The 16606-nt window shown below is 65.0% G+C and carries 16 protein-coding genes; 7 read left to right on the top strand and 9 right to left on the bottom strand.

Annotated elements, in window-relative coordinates; all coding sequences use genetic code 11:
* Positions 1–55 precede the first annotated feature (55 nt).
* Together ASD04_RS19350 and ASD04_RS07195 are read left to right on the top strand one after the other, a co-directional pair.
* A complete protein-coding gene (locus ASD04_RS19350; protein WP_156461146.1) occupies positions 56–214 on the top strand; it encodes a hypothetical protein in 159 nt (52 codons plus the stop codon).
* Positions 214–1209, top strand: coding sequence for a DNA topoisomerase IB (locus tag ASD04_RS07195; RefSeq protein WP_056254655.1), 996 nt, complete (start codon positions 214–216; stop codon positions 1207–1209). Before ASD04_RS19350 ends, ASD04_RS07195 begins: the two co-directional genes overlap by 1 nt.
* Positions 1210–1245: 36 nt before the next feature.
* Here ASD04_RS07195 and ASD04_RS07190 read toward each other — a convergent pair whose 3' ends face one another.
* Both ASD04_RS07190 and ASD04_RS07185 read right to left on the bottom strand, forming a co-directional pair.
* Positions 1246–2736: a diguanylate cyclase gene (locus ASD04_RS07190; RefSeq protein ID WP_082531053.1), complete on the bottom strand. Its 1491-nt coding sequence runs from the start codon at positions 2734–2736 to the stop codon at positions 1246–1248.
* Positions 2737–2832: 96 nt separating this feature from the next.
* Complete coding sequence (locus ASD04_RS07185; RefSeq protein WP_056254651.1) at positions 2833–5064, bottom strand: EAL domain-containing protein; 2232 nt, start codon at positions 5062–5064, stop codon at positions 2833–2835.
* Positions 5065–5212: 148 nt separating this feature from the next.
* Here ASD04_RS07185 and ASD04_RS07180 point away from each other — a divergent pair, with 148 nt between their 5' ends.
* The 3 genes from ASD04_RS07180 to ASD04_RS07170 all read left to right on the top strand — a co-directional run bounded on the left by ASD04_RS07180 (position 5213) and on the right by ASD04_RS07170 (position 7903).
* Positions 5213–6259, top strand: a complete 1047-nt coding sequence (locus ASD04_RS07180) for an NAD(P)-dependent alcohol dehydrogenase (protein WP_056254648.1) — start codon at positions 5213–5215, stop codon at positions 6257–6259.
* A 147-nt stretch (positions 6260–6406) separates the two neighbouring features.
* Positions 6407–7192 carry an SDR family oxidoreductase gene (locus ASD04_RS07175; protein WP_056254647.1) on the top strand — a complete coding sequence of 262 codons (786 nt, stop codon included), beginning with the start codon at positions 6407–6409 and terminating at the stop codon, positions 7190–7192.
* A 198-nt stretch (positions 7193–7390) separates the two neighbouring features.
* Entirely contained in the window at positions 7391–7903 is a 513-nt protein-coding gene (locus ASD04_RS07170; RefSeq protein ID WP_056254638.1) for an MgtC/SapB family protein, read from the top strand.
* A 252-nt stretch (positions 7904–8155) separates the two neighbouring features.
* On the opposite strand, the gene ASD04_RS07165 is transcribed toward ASD04_RS07170, so the two are convergent.
* A complete protein-coding gene (locus tag ASD04_RS07165) occupies positions 8156–8602 on the bottom strand; it encodes a hypothetical protein (protein WP_156461145.1) in 447 nt (148 codons plus the stop codon).
* A 281-nt stretch (positions 8603–8883) separates the two neighbouring features.
* Between ASD04_RS07165 and ASD04_RS07160 the strand changes: the two genes are divergently transcribed.
* Entirely contained in the window at positions 8884–10614 is a 1731-nt protein-coding gene (locus tag ASD04_RS07160) for a tetratricopeptide repeat protein (protein ID WP_056254632.1), read from the top strand.
* On the opposite strand, the gene ASD04_RS07155 is transcribed toward ASD04_RS07160, so the two are convergent.
* The 3 genes from ASD04_RS07155 to ASD04_RS07145 are packed head-to-tail and all read right to left on the bottom strand — an operon-like array spanning position 10611 to position 13562.
* The gene (locus tag ASD04_RS07155) at positions 10611–10943 is read right to left on the bottom strand and encodes an SMR family transporter (protein ID WP_056254630.1); all 333 of its coding nucleotides are present in this window, start codon (positions 10941–10943) and stop codon (positions 10611–10613) included. The two genes, ASD04_RS07160 and ASD04_RS07155, sit on opposite strands and share 4 nt — an antisense overlap.
* Entirely contained in the window at positions 10940–12241 is a 1302-nt protein-coding gene (murD, locus tag ASD04_RS07150) for a UDP-N-acetylmuramoyl-L-alanine--D-glutamate ligase (RefSeq protein WP_056254627.1), read from the bottom strand. The genes ASD04_RS07155 and murD overlap by 4 nt, the downstream gene beginning before the upstream one ends.
* Positions 12231–13562, bottom strand: coding sequence for an endonuclease domain-containing protein (locus ASD04_RS07145; protein ID WP_156461144.1), 1332 nt, complete (start codon positions 13560–13562; stop codon positions 12231–12233). The genes murD and ASD04_RS07145 overlap by 11 nt, the downstream gene beginning before the upstream one ends.
* A 145-nt stretch (positions 13563–13707) precedes the next feature.
* Here ASD04_RS07145 and ASD04_RS07140 point away from each other — a divergent pair, with 145 nt between their 5' ends.
* The gene (locus ASD04_RS07140; RefSeq protein WP_056254620.1) at positions 13708–14127 is read left to right on the top strand and encodes a YciI family protein; all 420 of its coding nucleotides are present in this window, start codon (positions 13708–13710) and stop codon (positions 14125–14127) included.
* A gap of 166 nt (positions 14128–14293) precedes the next feature.
* Here the strand turns inward: ASD04_RS07140 and ASD04_RS07135 are convergent, their stop codons facing one another.
* From ASD04_RS07135 to ASD04_RS07125, 3 genes are read right to left on the bottom strand one after another with little or no spacing between them, the layout of a single operon-like run.
* Positions 14294–15073 (bottom strand): enoyl-CoA hydratase-related protein, encoded by a 780-nt coding sequence (locus tag ASD04_RS07135; protein WP_056254617.1) that lies wholly within the window; start codon positions 15071–15073, stop codon positions 14294–14296.
* Positions 15074–15090: 17 nt separating this feature from the next.
* On the bottom strand, positions 15091–15525 hold the full coding sequence (locus tag ASD04_RS19105; protein WP_162245115.1) for an OB-fold domain-containing protein: 435 nt from the start codon (positions 15523–15525) through the stop codon (positions 15091–15093).
* The gene (locus ASD04_RS07125; RefSeq protein ID WP_156461143.1) at positions 15518–16558 is read right to left on the bottom strand and encodes a thiolase family protein; all 1041 of its coding nucleotides are present in this window, start codon (positions 16556–16558) and stop codon (positions 15518–15520) included. The genes ASD04_RS19105 and ASD04_RS07125 overlap by 8 nt, the downstream gene beginning before the upstream one ends.
* Positions 16559–16606: the final 48 nt, after the last annotated feature.

Below are 16606 nucleotides of genomic sequence, written 5' to 3'. Positions count from 1 at the left end.
TGCGGAACCACGGACGAGGCTCGCCGTTGCACTCCGACAACCACAGGAGAGCGTCATGGAAACCTATGACCCGCACAAGAGTACGACAGAGGTGCGCCAGGCCAGCCCGCGCAGGATGAATATGCGGGTGCTGGTAATGTCGCTGATCGGCATCGTGGTGCTGTTTGCCGTCATCTATCTTGTCTATACGCTCACCCAGTCCAATCCCAGCTGATGCGGCTGGTCAGGATTGGGCGGGACGAACTGACGCTGACCCGTCAGCGGCGCGGCAAGGGTTTCTGCTATCGCGATGAAGCGGGCAAGCTGGTCGGCGATGCGGCGACCCGGGCGCGGATCAAGGCGCTGGGCATTCCGCCCGCCTGGCGCGACGTGCGCATTGCCCCCAGCCCCAAGGCCCATATCCAGGCGCTCGGCGTCGATGAAGCCGGGCGCGACCAATATATCTATCATCCCGATTGGGCATTGCGCCGCGACGGTCGGAAGCAGCGCCGGCTGGCATCGCTGACTGCGGTCCTGCCGCGCCTGCGGCGAAAAATCGCCAAGGCGCTGAATGCAGAAGCGGGCAGCCGCGAGCTGGCTTTGGCCATCGCCGTGGCGCTGATCGACAAGACCGCCATGCGGGTCGGGCGGGAGAAATATCTCGAAAGCAGCGGCACGCGCGGCGCCGGCACGCTCTATGCGCGCGATGTGTGGGTCAATGGCGACGAGGTCTGCATGGCGTTCGACGCCAAGGGCGGCAAGCGCGCGGAATATTGCCTCACCGACACGAGGCTTGCCGATGCAGTCCGCCGCATCAAGGCGCTGAAGGGCAAGCGCCTGCTGGTCTGGCGCGACGACATGGGCAAGGTTCGTCCGATCAAGACCGGGACAATCAACGCCTGGCTGCGCGAACTGGCCGGCACCGACATCGCCGCCAAGGATTTCCGCACCCTGCATGCCAGCGCCATAGCCGGAGAAGCCTTGGCGCAGATAGAGGTGGGCAGTTCGGAGACGGCGCGGCGCCGCCAGATGGCGCAGGTGGCGAGGCAAGTTTCCGACGTGCTGCGCAATACGCCGGTGATCTGCCGCAAATCCTATATCGCGCCTTGCCTGTTCGCACTGTTCGACGCCGGCAAGCTCAAGCCGATGTGGGAAGCGGCCGGCAAAGGCCGCACGGGATTGCTGGCCCGCGAGAAACGGCTGGGTGTGGTGCTGGCGGCAGCGGGGTAGGGCTCTTTCTTTACCCAAGGGGAGAGGTGCAGGCGCCTAAGCTGCACCGCGCTCCGCGAAGGCCTGCCGCACCTGCTGCTCCAGTTGCGTGGGATGGCCCGCCAGCAATTCGGCATTGGCGTGGAAGCAGTAGCGATTGCGGCCGCCGGACTTGGCGTGGTAGAGCGCGTCATCGGCGCGGGTCACCAGCTCGCCGTCGGTCTGGGCCAGGTCGGGCACGGTGGCGATGCCGATGCTGACGCCGATCTCGGCCACTTTGCCGGCAAGGTGGAATGGTGCCTGCAGCGAGTCGATGATGCGCTGGGCCAGGCCTGCGGCGTCGCCATGGGTGGCGATCCCGGTCTGCAGCACCGCGAATTCGTCGCCACCCAGCCGCACCAGGGTATCTGACGGCCGCAATATGCTGGTGATGCGCGCAGCAACCTGGCGCAGCAATTCGTCCCCCGCCTCGTGGCCCAGCGTATCGTTGACCTGCTTGAAGCGGTCGAGGTCGAGTGCCAGCAAGGCCAACCGCGGTTCGCCGCGCGGCAGGGTGCGCAGGGCGCTGTCGAGCCGATCGCGGAACAGCGCGCGATTGCCCAGGCCTGTCAGCGGGTCGTGCATGGCGCGGTGCTGGGCGTCTGCGCGCTCGGCCTGCAGCTGGGAGGAGGCGCGCTGCAGGTTGCGCATCAGCACGACGATGATCGCGCCCGCAACAAACAGGGCGCCCAGCAGGGCGGGCAACGTATCGTTGAGAATGCGTGCGCCGGGGCGGTCCGGCTGCCATTTGAACCAGGCAATGGTCTCACCGCCCTTGTTGCTGATGGGAAAACGCGCCTCGCTGCCGGCAATATCGGGATTGGTATCGAAGCGGGCCTTTTCGAAGAGGAACTGGTTCTGGAGCGCGCCGGCCATGCCGCCATCGAGCATCAGCACGGCCACATAGACCGGCTCTTCGCCCACCGGCGCAAAGTCGGTGCTGACATTGTGCAGCATCGGCATGACGCTGACGATGGCCGGGCGGTCTTCGAGCAGGACCATATCCGTGGTGGCGGGCGGTGCATCGCCGATGAAGTTGTTATAGGCGTCGATGGCCGCGAGGTTGTCGAGCGAGTGGAGTTCTTCGATCAGCGGGGTGATGGCTTCACGCACCGTCTCGAAGGCCTTGGCCGGAACCTGGCCGCCGTCGCGCATGGCATAGATGGGCTTGCCATTGGCGTCGAGCAGGTAGACCCGGCCCTGGCCATAGCTGTCGAAGGCGCTGCCGCCGATATTCTCGTTGAGCCATTGCAGGTCGCGGTCCTCGATGGCGGTGAGCGCTTCGTCCCAGACGGCGAGGTCCATCTGACCCACCGGAATGGCCGCGACCTTGTCGGCCAGAGCCTGCTGCAGCAGCGTTGTCTGCCGCGCCAAGGCATGTTCGTCGGTGCGTCCGATCGACCAGGTCACAAACCCGGCGACCGTGCCGATGGTCACCAGGATGGCGATGACGATGGGCACCATCACCTTGCGGGAAAACTGCCAATTCGATGTGTTTGACTGTGACATGAACGTCCCCCGACCGTTTGCGGCAGGAGTGTCGGTCCGGCCGCTTAGCGGCTGGTGAATCGCCCGAAAAACCGGCGATTGCGGTTAATGGGGCTTTCACGCCGCCTTGGTGCGGCGGCGGCGATGGAGGCTGTTGGCCTTGTCGGCGAAGATAGCGGTGATCCGCTCGGCGACGACGCCGCCCGAGAACAGGAAACCTTGCAGCGTGTTGCAGCCGAGCCGGCCCAGGATGACCGCCTGCTCTTCGCTTTCGACGCCCTCGGCCGTGACTTCGATTTCCATGGCATGGGCCAGGGTGACGATGGCCTGGGTAATGGCGACCGAGACATGGCCTTCACTCAGCTGGCTGACGAAGGAGCGGTCGATCTTGATGCGGTCCACCGGATAGCGCTTGAGATAGCTGAGCGAGGAATAGCCGGTGCCGAAATCGTCGAGCGCAATGTGGATGCCCGCCGCCCGAAACGTCCGCAGGTTCTGCGCCGAGACATGCTCGTCGTCGAGCAGGATGGATTCGGTGATTTCGAGTTCCAGATCCACCGGGCGCATGCCGGTCTGGTGCAGGATATCGAAGACCTGCACCGAAAAGCGCGGATTGCGGAGCTGGGTGGGCGAAATATTGACGGCGATGGTGCGGCCGGGGGCCCGGGCGCCCAGCTCGCAGGCCCGGCGCAGCACGAATTCGCCCAGCGCCTCGATCAGCCCGGTATTCTCGGCCACCGGGATGAAGCGGGCCGGCGAGATTTGCCCGTATTTGGGGTGATGCCAGCGCGCCAGCGCCTCGGCGCCGATGACCTTGCGGCTGCGCTGGTCGATCAGCGGCTGGAAGGCCACCGAAAGCTGGTCGTCGCGCAGCAGTGCCTCGCGCAGCTCGCCCTCGATCGTGTGCTGGAGCTGCAGCAGCTCGTTCATATGCTCTTCGTAGACCACGGCGCGGTTGCGGCCACCGGCCTTGGCCTCGTAAAGCGCGATGTCGGCCTTGCGCACCAGCTCGCGCGGTTCGGCATTGCCGCCCGACGCGTTGACGATGCCGATGCTGACGCCGACATGGGCCTTGAAATGGTTGAGGTCGAACGAGCGGCCGATGGCATCGATGATTGCCGAAGCCATGGCCGCCACGTCCTGGCGGCCATCCCGCGACACGGCGAGGATGGCGAATTCGTCGCCGCCGAGGCGGGCGATCATCACGCCGGGGCCGACCACGGCGCGGATGCGCTGGCCGACGGCGCAGATCAGCTCGTCGCCCGCCTGATGGCCAAGCGTGTCGTTGACCTGCTTGAAACGGTCGAGATCGAGCATCAGCAGCGACAATTGCATGCCCATGCCCATGCCCTGGCGGTCGGTAAGTACCCGCGCCAGATGGACGTCAAAGCTCATGCGGTTGGGCAGGCCGGTCAGCCGATCGTGGGCGGCCTGGTGTTCGGCATGGCGGCGGCCCGCTTCGAGCGCGGCCGAGGAGCGGCGCAACTGGCGCAGCAGCAGGAAAACCAGGATGGCGGCGACCCCGAAGGCCGCGGCCAGAGCCGGCCCGGTCTGGCGCAGCATCATCAGGCCGGGGCGGTCGCGCTCCCAGTCGAAGAAGGCGACGAAGCGGCCGGCGGCGTTGAGAATGGGGTGGGTGGCCCTATCGGGACCGGTGCTGCGGACAAGGCTGAAATGGCCGTCCTCGAACAGGTATTCGTTGTTGAACTGGGAGGCGGTGTCGTCGTTGAGGAACTGCACGGCAACGATCAGCGGCTCGGTCCCGGACGGCTGCACGACGGCGCCGGTGTCGGAGACGATGGTCATGACGCTGATAATGGCGGGCAGGCCTTCGACCACGGCAAAGTCGGAGACTGAAACCGGCTTGGGCGGGCCGCCGGGAACGATCGAGGGAGGCACGGTGGCGCGCACGCGATTGACCAGTTGCTGCACCGGGCTGGCAATGTGACGATAGGTCCGCGGCTCTACCGAAACGCCGTCTTCCATCATGTAGAGCGGCTGGGCGAGCGCATCGAGCACCACGATGCGGTTGTGGCCGAAGAATTCGTACATCCACTTGCCCAGGTTGCGGTCGACCCAGTTGACGTTGAACATCAGCCTGGTGTTGACCACGGTATCGTCGCGCACGGCGACGCTGGCCAGTTCGTGCTCCAGCCGGATGCGGCGGGCCTCGATGACCTGCTCGAACATGGCGCTTTGCCGCTCGAGCGCACGTTCGTCGATATTGGCAGTGGACCAGAAGACAAAGCCCAGCACCGCCGCCGCCGTGATGACCAGCGCCAGAACGACAGGCAGCAGAACGGCGGCGGAGAATTGCCAGCGTTCGAGTGTCGAGGTCTTGGGCTGCATCAGGCGACCGGTTTGAGCTTGCGGAAGCCGACCATAGCGTATGTGAAATTGCGGACTGGTTACCAAGCAAGCCGTGGATTGCGGCGGCGTAGTGCGCTAGCTTGTCCCGGTGCCTGCCGGCACCTGCTTTCAGCCCACGGAAATCGCCATGACCAAAGTCCGCGCCCTCGTTCTCGAACGCCAGCATGAGCTGGCCCTGCGGGACATCGACCTGCCGCTCGAAGTGGGGCCGGGCATGGTCAAGATCGCCATTCACACCGTGGGCGTGTGCGGTTCGGACGTGCACTACTATACCCATGGCCGGATCGGGCCATTCGTGGTCAATGCGCCCATGGTGCTGGGGCACGAGGCGGCGGGTACGGTCACGCAGGTCGGCGAGGGGGTGACCCACCTCAAGGTGGGCGACCGTGTCTGCATGGAGCCGGGTATTCCCGATCCCAATTCGCGGGCCAGCCGGCTGGGCATGTATAATGTTGATCCGGCCGTCAGTTTCTGGGCCACGCCGCCGGTGCATGGCGTTTTGACGCCCGAAGTGGTGCATCCGGCCAATTACACATTCAAGCTGCCCGACAATGTGAGCTTTGCCGAAGGCGCCATGGTGGAGCCCTTCGCCGTCGGCATGCAGGCGGCGAGCAAGGCGAAAATCGTGCCCGGCGATACCGCGCTGGTGCTCGGCGCCGGCCCCATCGGCACCATGGTCGCGCTGGCCGCGCTGGCCGGCGGCTGTGCTCGGGTCATCGTGGCCGACCTGGCGCAGCCCAAGCTCGACATCGCCGCGCAATATCAGGGAGTCATCCCGGTCAATATCCGCGAGAAGAATATCGTCGAGGAAGTCGGGCGCCTCACCGAGGGCTGGGGCGTCGACATCGTGTTCGAATGTTCCGGCTCTCCCCATGCCTGGAAGACCATTACCGACCTGCCGCGGCCAGGCGGCGCCATCGTCATTGTCGGCCTGCCGGTCGAGCCGACGACGCTCGACATTGCCGGCCTGTCGGTCAAGGAACTGCGCATCGAGAGCGTGTTCCGCTATGCCCACCAGTATGATCGCGCCATCGCGCTGATCGCCTCGGGCAAGGTGGATCTGAAACCGCTGATCTCGGAGACTTTCGCCTTCGAGGATTCCAGGAAGGCGTTCGACCGCGCGGTGGAAGCAAGGCCGACGGATGTGAAATTGCAGATCAGGGTGGCGGAGTAGGCTGCCACGCCCTCGTGGTTCGAGGGTCGCTGCGCTCCCGCCTCACCATGAGGGCTACTGGGAGCTCGATTTCCAAGTAGTCCTCATGGTGAGGTGCGAGCTCTTTGCGAGCCTCGAACCACGAGGGCGTGGCACAGGAGACCAGGCATGGATTTGAATCTGCGCGACAAGGTCGCCGTCATCACCGGCGGCACGGTGGGCATCGGGCTGGCGGTGGCCGAGGGGCTGGCGGCCGAGGGCGCCAATCTCGTGCTGGTCGGACGCGACAGGCAGCGCGGCGATGACGAAGCGGCGCGCCTGGCCGAGAAGCACGGCATCATCGCCACGGCCATCGCCGCCGATGTGGCTACGGCCGCAGGTTGCGATACCGTCATCAGCGGCATCACCATGGCCTTTGGCGGCGTCGATATCCTCATCAACAATGCGGGCACCGGTTCCAACGAGACCATTGCCGAGGCCGACGACGCCAAGTGGCAATATTACTGGGACCTGCATGTGATGGCGGCGGTGCGGCTGGCGCGCGGGCTGGTGCCGGCGATGAAAAAGCGCGGCGGCGGCGTGGTGCTGCACAATGCTTCCATCTGCGCGGTGCAGCCGCTGTGGTACGAGCCGATCTACAACACCACCAAGGCGGCGCTGATGATGTTTTCCAAGACGCTGGCCAATGAGGTGCTGGGCGACAATATCCGCGTCAACACCATCAATCCCGGCCTGGTGCTGACGCCCGACTGGATCAAGACCGCCAGGGAGATCGCCGGCGAAGACGGCTGGCAGGCCCATCTCCAGGGCGTCGCCGACGAGGCCGGGGGCATGAAACGCTTTGCCACGCCCGCGGAGCTGGCGAATTTCTTCGTCTTCATGTGCTCGGACAGAGCGAGCTATTCCACCGGCAGCACCTATTTCGTCGACGGCGGCTGGCTGAAGACGGTGTGAGCTTCTTCACCTCTCCCTTGGGGGAGAGGTCGGCCGCAGGCCGGGTGAGGGGGCCTTTTCTTGGCTCGGCGCGAGGGGAAGGCCCCCTCACCCGCCTTGCTTCGCAAGTCGACCTCTCCCCCGAGGGAGAGGTGTCACCGGAACCAAGCACCATCGTCCGAGTTGTGACGGCAGCGTCACCAGCCCCGGACCCTCTCCATGGATGTCGGCAACGAATTCGGCTTCGTCCAGACCTATCTGCCCCAGCATATCATCGGCATCCGCCTGCTGATCGCCGCCATGCTTGGGGCGATGATCGGCTTCGAGCGCGAGTGGCACACGGCCGAGGCCGGGTTGCGCACCCATATCCTGGTTTCGGTGGCGGCGGCCCTGTTCACCATTCTCGCCTTCGAGATATTCCACACGCTCGGTCCCGACGGCGCCAAGGCCGACCCGATCCGCGCCGTTGAAGCGGTGACGGCGGGCATCGCCTTTCTCGGCGCCGGGGCGATCTTCAAGAGTGGGGGCAATGTGCAGGGCATAACCACGGGGGCCGGCATGTGGCTGGCCGGGGCCGTCGGCGTCGCCACATCGCTCGGCTATTATCTCATCGCATTTGGCGTGGCGCTGCTGGCGGTGATCGTATTGGCCGCGCTGCGGGCGCTGGCGCACCATGTCATTCGTGGCGAAGACGCTGACGAGAAGGAAGTGGGCCGCGGGGAGAAGCAATAGTCGTCGGTCTGCGCTGAGGGACGAGCGCGCGACCGATCTGCTTCTCCCCCCGTGCGGACGCGACCGGGAGGTGTCGCGACCGCGCCCATGCGCCGCCCCCTTGGAGTAGGGCGGACGCCCTCCTCAGCCGCGGTGCAAGCGAGCCAGGGAGGGATGGAGTGGCCGGAGGGACGCTTGGGAATGCAGGAGCGGTCCGCAAACCGTCATGCAGCGCCCCTCCCGGCCGAGGCATGCAACCTGTGGACGCAGGAGCTACATGCCAACCGCATCGAGGCGCTGACTGCGCGCCCAGAAACTGACGATGCCCGCCGCTTCGCGCCTGTAGGCGTCGAGTTCGGCATGGCGGAAAAACACGGCGGACGCGCCCGCCTCGTGCAGGGCATCGCGGCCCTCGCGGTCGAGCGGCTGGGCCATCACCACCACCGGCACGCCTTTCTGGCGGGCAAGCGACTGGATGGAGGCTACGAATTCGAGATTGGCGCCGCTATGGGCCTTTAGGTCTACGATCAGCAGGCCGGGCCAGTTGGCGGTCGGATTGGCCAGCACATTGGCCAGCATCAGCCTTCCTTTGGCCGCGCCGCCATACCACTGGATATCGGGCGAGCCGTGGGCGAGCAGCATGCGCGTCAGCAGATGCGCCGAGTGCTGGTCGTCGTCGACAAGCGCCATGAATGGCATGTTTTCCACATAATCGTTCAAATGCACACCTCGTTGTTCCGCCAGGGGCGGAACAAGCCAAATAAGAAAACACTCGCCTGCACACCGCTACGGGCGGCGGGCGTTTACTGTTCGAAACTAGGTGGTCAAGAGCTTCGGTCGGGGCCTAACCGAGCCGAAAAAATGTCGCGTATTGAACATCGACAACCGGCGTATGATCCAATCGCTGCCTTCGGAATAGGCAAAGTCAGGTAAAGTCGATGTAACACGCCCTTGTGTTTTACATGTAAATCGTCACAATCGAGCCGGTTTGGGAGGTGCGGTTGACCGATCCTGCGCCGCAGCGTGAGGCGATCCTGACTGCACTCGAGCGACTGCTCGCGTGGCCCGAAATCTCGCGCTCTCCCCAGCTTGGCCGCTTTCTCGGCTATATCGTGCAGCGCACGCTCGAAGGCAGCGAGCAATCGATCAAGGCCTATTCCATCGCCGTGGACGTGTTCGGCCGCACGGCCGATTTCGATCCCCAGGCCGATCCCATCGTGCGGGTGCAGGCGCGCAGGTTACGCGGCCTGCTGGATGAGTATTACCGCGGACCGGGCATGGGCGAGGCGATGCAGATTCACTTGCCCGTCGGCCGCTATGTTCCCGAATTTGCCGCAGTCCCCGAGCCCGGCGAGGTCGAGGCCGGTGTCGAGGTCGAGCAGGATACGCGGGCCAGGAAACCGGCTTGGCCGGGCGCCTGGAGCTTCAGCGCGTCTTGGTTCGCGCTGGCAATGATTGCCCTGGGGCTGGCCATGGCGGCTTATGCGATGACCGCCTGGCGGCCCAACGGGCTCAGCCAGACTGGCGCCTTGCAGCGGCCCACCATCACCATTGTCGAGTTCCAGAACCTGGCCACGGCCATGACGCCCCAGGTGGCGGGCCTCGCCATCGAGCTGGTCACCGATCTCGAGCAGTTCGGCAGCATCGGCGTGCGCTATGGCGGCGGCGGGGAGGCCAATGTCGCGGTGGCCGGCCTGCCGACCAGCGATTTCGTGCTGACCGGCATCGTCCGGCCCGACGGCCCGGTGGTGCAATATAGCGCTATCCTGACCGACAGCGTCTCCGGCGCGGTGGTCTGGAACCATACCATTGCCGTGCCGACCAGCGAGGCGGCGGGGCCGGATGTGCTCGACAAGGTGTCGAAATCACTGAGCCTGGTGCTGGGCAGTCCGCGCGGCCCGCTGCATGTCGCGGCGCGGCAGCTCCTGGCCTCTTCGGCGCCGCTCGATGGACAGATCAATCTTTATCTCTGCCGGGTGTTGTTCGATCTCTATCGCGAAACCGGCAGCGCCAGCGAAGCCGCGCGGGCCGACGCCTGCTATCGGGCGCTGCCCGAGACCGACAGGGACAGCGCCGCGGTATTGGCCGCTACGGCGAGCCTGCTGGCCGAACAGGGCAGTGTCGAAGGCGGCAGCGATGTACCTGCCGGCCGGTTCCGCATGGCATCGGCCAATCTCGAACGCGCCATCGGGCTCGATCCGATCAGCGGCTTCGTCTGGGAACAGCAGGCCCGGCTGCACGAGGCCGAGGGCCAGCCGGCGCTGGCCCGCGCCGATTTCAGCTCGTCCGTGCAGCTCAATCCCGCCAGCGTCGATGCGCTGGCTGCCTATGCGCGGCTCCTGGCCTTTGGCGGCAACCTGGCCGAGGCGGAGGCCATGGCGCTCGACGCGGCCAGGGGTTCTCCCAATCCGCCGGCCTGGTATGAGGGCGTGCCGGCCCTGCTGGCCTTGCGCGACGGCGATTTCGCCAGGGCCATCGGCTATGCCGAACTCTATGCCCAGGCCGACCGTGAACTGGGGCCGATCCTGGCCATCATGGCGGCGCAGCGCTCGGGCGAGAGCGATGTGGTCAACCGCTACCTGCCGCAGGTGCTCGATGTCGCCGCGTTCCGCGCCAAGGGTGTACTGCCCCGGCTGCGCGAGCGGATCGGCGACGATGGGCTGATGGATTCCATCCGCAATGCCCTGGTGCAGGCCGGCGTGCCGCCAACCGCGCTGATCCGTTCGTTCTAGTGCGCTGACGATTGCGAGAACAGGTTGATCACCAGCACGCCGGTCAGGATCAGGCCGATGCCGATGAGCGCCGGCAGGTCCAGCGTCTGGCCATAGGCGAAATAGGCGATGATTGAGACCAGGATGATGCCGACGCCCGACCAGATGGCATAGCCGATGCCTACGGGAATGGTCTGCAAGGCCAGCGAGAAGAAATAGAAAGTGACGCAATAGCCCACCACGACGACGACGGAGGGGATCAGTTGCGTAAACCCCGCCGAGGCGCGCAGGAACGAGGTGGCGATCACCTCGCCGACAATGGCGATGGCCAGATAGGCAGCGCCGTTCATGGTGCCTCCGGGACAAAGTTGGCCTTGGCCAGTTCGACGAAGCGGCGGCCGCGTTCTTCGAAATTCTTGAACTGGTTGTAGCTCGGCGCGCCGGGCGACAGGATCACGGCGTCAAAAGCCCGGCGATGCCGATGCAAAGCCTGCATGGCCGTTTCGAGATCGGCTGCTTCGAGCACGGTCAGTTGCGGCGCGGCGATGCGGGTGGCCGAAGCCAGCCGGGCCCCGGTCACCGGCAGGCAGGCCAGCGTGGTCACGCCATAGCCCGCCAGCAGCTCCGCCAGTTCGGCATAGTCCTGCTGGCGCTCATGCCCTCCTGCAATCAGCGCCAGCCGCTGGCCGGCATAGGCGGCCAAAGCCGCCTTGGTGGCTTCCGGCGTGGTCGAGATGGAGTCGTTGACGAAGAGCATGCCGCCGAAGCGGTGCTCTTCGAGCCGATGGGGCAGGGGTACGAAACCGGCAATGCCGCGCACCACGCCCTCAAGCGTGCCGCCCGCTGCCAGCGCGATCTGTGCCGCGAGGCGCGCATTGTCGAGATTATGCGCGCCCTTGAGCCGCGAGGTGGCCACGGCCTTGTCGACGGCAGCGGATTCGTCCCGCGTCAGGTCGCGGATCAGCCTGCGGTGGTCGCGCACTGCCTGCGCCACCAGGCCATTGCCTTTGGCCGCGGCACCCAGAGCCACGGGAAAGCCGCCATCGCGATCGATCAGGTGCAGCTTGTCCTGGTAGTAGCGCTCCACCGAGCCGTGCCAATCGACATGCTCGGGATAGAGATTGGTCACGCCAGCGATATCGGGCAGGAAGTTCATGTCCGATGTCTGGTAGCTGGAGAGTTCGAAGATCACAGTCCCGTGGCGGTCGGCGATATCGAGCGGGGCCAGGCCCACATTGCCGGCGAGACCGGCATCGATGCCCGACCTCGACAGCATCAGGTGAACCAGCGTCGCCGTTGTCGACTTGCCCTTGGTGCCGGTAATGGCAATCACCGTGCGGCCGGTGCGATAGGCAGCGCCCCACAGGTTGATATTGGAGGTCACCGGAATACCGGCATCGCGGGCAATGCCGAAGATATCCTTGTAGCGGGACACGCCCGGACTCTTGACGATCAGCCCGAAACGATGCGCGTGGATGGCGGCGGGCAGGTCGGCCGGGGCGATGATTTCGGTTTCGGCAATATCGGCCGCGCCGCTATCGACGGTGACGAACACCTTGAGGTCCGGCTGGCGGGCCATGAGGAAAGCGCGGGTCGAGATCGCCTCGCGGCCGGCGCCATAGAGCAGGACCGGCTCCTCAAACCGCATAGGCGGCAACCTTTGCGGCCAGCGCTGGCGGAATGTGGTGGTCGTGGCTGTCGGTCAGGCACTCAGCCATGGCCAGTTGCAGCTTGGGCTCGCCATACTGGGCCAAAAGGTCCGCCTTCACTGCCTTGACCACAGCCGCCTCGTGCCAGTCGGCATGGCGGGTGAGCGTATAGAGGCAGGCGGCCGCTTCCAGGATTTCGCCCACGCATTCCCATGGCTTCTGCCCGGCCAGCCCCGCCAGCTCGCGGAACGAGCTCTCATTGGCGGGCTCGTTCAGCAGGTCCTTGCCGAAGATGGAAAGCAGCCGGTCCTTGGCCATGAAGGGCGCGAAAATCAAAAAGACGAAGTGGCATTTGGGACATTCGCCGCACCAGAGCGGGCCATCATTGCCGTCAAGCCGGAAATTGCGGTTGCAGCTCGAAAAGACGTGGTCGAACTTGTCGTCATGGGTGAAGAGCGAGGCGATGCGCGCTTCCGAATAGGGCCGCAGCAGCGAGAAATATTTGAGCGCCCCGCCGGTGGCGTCGCTCAGGATCGAGGCGATCAGCAGTTCGAAGCCGAGCGACTTGGAATATTGGTGATTGGTCTCGCGCCCGTCGAAGGTGACATTGCCCTCGCTGGCCGAGCGCTCATTGCTGAGCACGATCTGGTTATAGCCGTAGAGCAGGGCGCAGAGCGCGGCGATCATCGAATTGATGGCGGTCGAGGGCACGTGGCCGTTGTAATAGCCCTTCTCCTTGCCCAGCCGGATCATCTCGGCATCGAGCGTTCTGGTCACATAGACCGGCGCGGTGCCGATCTTGTCCACCGAGGTCAGGATCGGTCCCTTGGGGTTGACCGCGAAGGGGGTGAATTCCACCCCGGCATGGTCAAGCAGGTCGACGCTGACCAGCGAATCCTTGCCGCCGCCAATGGGCAGCAGCGTGCGGTTGGGCAAGCTGGGGGCGGGCTTGGCTGGATCGGTGTCTTCTGCCGCGCTGATGGTCAGCTTGCCGAAGCGCATCAGGTTGTTGCGGGCATAGAATTCGCCCAGCCCGTTCTCATAGACGTCGATGGCGAAAATCCGCTCGGCCTCGGTCAGCGGAATAGCTGGCGCCACGATCTCGAAGGGTGCCCGCAGCTTGAAATAGCTGACGCCCAGCACGATCGCGGTCAGGTCCAGCAGCTTGGCAAAGGCGGGGCTCGCGGCCGCGCCCGCATCGGCGCCATCAGGCAGGCCAAGGGTTTCGACGAAATGCAGGCCCGCCATTCTATAGCCAAAGCTGGCCTGTCCCGTCGCCGGGTCGAAAGTCGGGCGCTCGATGAAAAATTGTTCGGTCAAGGCTTGGATCACTCGCGGCGTTAGCTGACCATATAGGTGATTTGCTGCCGTGGCGGGAGTGGGGCAGTTTTTCGTGTCGAAATCGGCCAGTCTCGTTCGTCGCGGTATCATAGGGCCCATCGGGCCGCCAACACAGGAGCAGACCATGCGCGTGATCGTTTTCGTAAAAGCCACAGCCGACAGCGAGGCGAGCATCATGCCGTCGACCGAACTGCTGGAGCAGATGGGCAAGTACAATGAGGAACTGGTCGATGCCGGCATCATGCTGAGCGGCGATGGCCTCAAGCCGTCATCCGCGGCCAAGCGCGTCGCCTTCGACGGCGCCAGCCGCATGGTGGTGGACGGACCTTTCGCCGAAACCAAGGAACTGGTCTCTGGCTACTGGATCTGGGAAGTGCGTGACATGGACGAAGCCGTCGCCTGGGTCAAACGCTGCCCCAATCCGATGATGGGCAAGAGCGAAATCGAGATTCGCCCGGTCTTCGAAATGAGCGACTTCGCCAACGAAATGAGCCCGGAAGCCGAAGAAATCCACAACCGCGTGCGGGACAAGACAGCGGGATAGCCCACCGGACCTCCCCTCTCCCCTTGAGGGAGAGGGTGGTTTTCCGCGTTCAGCGGAAAACCGGGTGAGGGGTTCTGCGCTTTCCCATGCTTCAATGCTTGTGGAACCAACCCCTCATCCGCCCTTCGGGCACCTTCTCCCTCAAGGGGAGAAGGGAAGTGCCCAATCAGCGGTTCTTCCAGATCGGCTTGCGCTTTTCCGCAAAGGCGCGGGGGCCTTCGATGAAGTCTTCGGTGTCGGGCAGTGTCGAATGGATGGGATAGCTCGCCCGGATCGCATCCTCCAGCGTGGGCTTGTCCATCGAGGCGTAGACGGCCTCCTTGGCGGCGCGAACGGCGATCGGCGCCTGCTCAAGTATCTGGTCGGCCCAGGCCAGTGCCGCGTCGAGCGCTTTGGATACCGGCACGACCTCGTTGACGAAGCCCAGCCGCCGTCCCTCTTCGGCCGTGACGCGGCGGCCGGTGAGAATGATGCCCAGGGCCTCCTTCTGCGGGATGATGCGCGGCAGCCGCTGCACCCCGCCACCCGAGGCGATCATCCCGACCTTGCCTTCGGGCAGGCCGAAATAGGCGTTCTCGGAGGCGATGATGAGGTCGCAGGCCAGCGCCAGTTCGAACCCGCCTCCCAGCGCCAGTCCGTTGACCGCGGCGATGACGGGCTTGGTCAGGTCGAACCGCATCGCCAGTCCGCCGAACCCGGTATGGGGCCGCGGTCCGCGTTTGCCTGCCGCCTGAGCCTTGAGATCGTTGCCGGCAGAAAATGCACGGTCACCCGCACCGGTGATAATGCCCACCCATAGATCGTCATTGGCGGCGAAGTCGTTCCAGACCGCCTCAAGCTCGTGGCTGGCCTCGCGGTTGAGCGCATTGACGACCTCGGGCCGGTTGATGGTCACAATCCGGATATGCCCGCGATCCTCGACCTTGCTGTAGACCAGTCCGTCCATCTGTTCCTCCCCGTAGCCTAGGCCTGGGCGCCTGCTGGCGCCCATTGCATCAGTGTTGCTTCTCCGTTCGGCCCGATCGGGGTGAACCTGCCCTCCAGCGCCATGCCGATCGCCAGTTGCGATGGCTCGATGCCGACAACCGAGCCGATGATCCGGATATTGGACGGTGCATCGAGCGCCACGATGGCGACGGCATAGGGCGTGTTGGCATATCCCTTCGTCGTCGGCCGCCCGACGATGGTGTAGGAATAAACGCGGCCCCGGGGCTCGACAGGCACCCATGTCACCGCGGTTGACCGGCAGTGACGACAGGTGCTCCGCGGCGGCCAGCGGTGCGTGCCGCAGTCCTCGCATTGCTGGATTCTGAGCTGGTGCTCTTTGGTGCCTTCCCAGAACGGAACGAAGTTCGGGTCCGACAGGTCCGGTAGCGGGATCAGTTCCGGTTCAAACATTCTGCCCTCCAAGAACGGCGAAACTGCCATCGCCCAATTGTCCCCATCCCGAAACGGCTACCAGCCTTGCATCCTCGACCTGCCGCTGCCCGCATTCCTGCCTCAGCTGACGAACGGCTTCGATCACGTGATTGAGCCCGGCCTGATGGCCCTCGGACAGCATGCCGCCATGGGTATTGACGGGCAGCTTGCCGCCCAGGCGAATTCCGCCATCCGCGATCAGGGCAGCGGCCTTGCCGTGGCCGGCGAAACCGGCTTCCTCGAGCTGATGCAGCACTTCGAAGGTGAAGCAGTCGTAGATCATCGCCGCGTCGACATCGTTGGGGCCGACGCCCAGCTCGTTCCAGACATCGTTGGCGGCCTGGGTGAGACCGATATCGAGAAAGGGCTCCCGGTTGGAGATATCGTCGGGCGATACGCCCTGCGCCTCGGCGACCGACAGGATGCGGATGTCGCGCGCATCATTGCGCTTGGAGACGATGACCGCGCTCGCGCCATCCGTCTCGAGGCAACAGTCGAACAAGGTATAGGGGTCCGAGATAAGCCGTCCGGCCAGATACTCGTCCATGGTCAGATCCCGCCCATACATCTGGGCATCCGGATTGAGATTGGCGTGGGCACGGGCGGCCAGCGCGATCTCGCCCAGCGTGCGGCGGTCCAGGCCGTATTCGTGCTTGTAGCGCTGGCAGAGCAGGGCGTAGCGCTGGGCGGGCGTGTTCAACCCGTGCACATGCTCGAGATGACGCCGGAACGGCTGTCCGGGCAGGAATGAGGGGCGATCCGCTTTCCGCAGGCCGGAACTCCCCTTGAGGCCGCGGAAGAGCAAGACGTGCTTGGCCGCTCCGCTCGCCACGGCGAGCGAAGCGATCCGCAGGGCCGAAACGGCGCTGCACCCGCCCATGTCCACGGTGGTTCTGAACCGCGGCTTGAGATCGAGTTCGGCCTGCAGGATATCGTCGCCGATATGGCCCGGATAGGGGATCAGGCCGTCGATCTCCTGCGGTTCGATGCCGGCATCTCTGGCCGCGCTCATAACGGCGTCGATGGCAAGCAATCCCGCCGATCGATCCGCCTTCTTGCT

This window comes from Devosia sp. Root436, from assembly GCF_001426345.1.
Classification (GTDB): Bacteria; Pseudomonadota; Alphaproteobacteria; order Rhizobiales; family Devosiaceae; genus Devosia.
Note: the sequence above shows the minus strand (reverse complement) of the source record. Positions and strands in the feature narration are given on the sequence as shown.

Coding starts and splice junctions, on each gene's coding strand:
- ASD04_RS19105 (WP_162245115.1), bottom strand. CDS start 15,525: ATGTTTGAACCGGAACTGATCCCGCTACCGGACCTGTCGGACCCGAAC.
- ASD04_RS07175 (WP_056254647.1), top strand. CDS start 6,407: ATGGATTTGAATCTGCGCGACAAGGTCGCCGTCATCACCGGCGGCACG.
- ASD04_RS07155 (WP_056254630.1), bottom strand. CDS start 10,943: ATGAACGGCGCTGCCTATCTGGCCATCGCCATTGTCGGCGAGGTGATC.
- murD (WP_056254627.1), bottom strand. CDS start 12,241: ATGCGGTTTGAGGAGCCGGTCCTGCTCTATGGCGCCGGCCGCGAGGCG.
- ASD04_RS07125 (WP_156461143.1), bottom strand. CDS start 16,558: ATGAGCGCGGCCAGAGATGCCGGCATCGAACCGCAGGAGATCGACGGC.
- ASD04_RS07185 (WP_056254651.1), bottom strand. CDS start 5,064: ATGCAGCCCAAGACCTCGACACTCGAACGCTGGCAATTCTCCGCCGCC.
- ASD04_RS07170 (WP_056254638.1), top strand. CDS start 7,391: ATGGATGTCGGCAACGAATTCGGCTTCGTCCAGACCTATCTGCCCCAG.
- ASD04_RS07180 (WP_056254648.1), top strand. CDS start 5,213: ATGACCAAAGTCCGCGCCCTCGTTCTCGAACGCCAGCATGAGCTGGCC.
- ASD04_RS07190 (WP_082531053.1), bottom strand. CDS start 2,736: ATGTCACAGTCAAACACATCGAATTGGCAGTTTTCCCGCAAGGTGATG.
- ASD04_RS19350 (WP_156461146.1), top strand. CDS start 56: ATGGAAACCTATGACCCGCACAAGAGTACGACAGAGGTGCGCCAGGCC.
- ASD04_RS07135 (WP_056254617.1), bottom strand. CDS start 15,073: ATGGACGGACTGGTCTACAGCAAGGTCGAGGATCGCGGGCATATCCGG.
- ASD04_RS07195 (WP_056254655.1), top strand. CDS start 214: ATGCGGCTGGTCAGGATTGGGCGGGACGAACTGACGCTGACCCGTCAG.
- ASD04_RS07140 (WP_056254620.1), top strand. CDS start 13,708: ATGCGCGTGATCGTTTTCGTAAAAGCCACAGCCGACAGCGAGGCGAGC.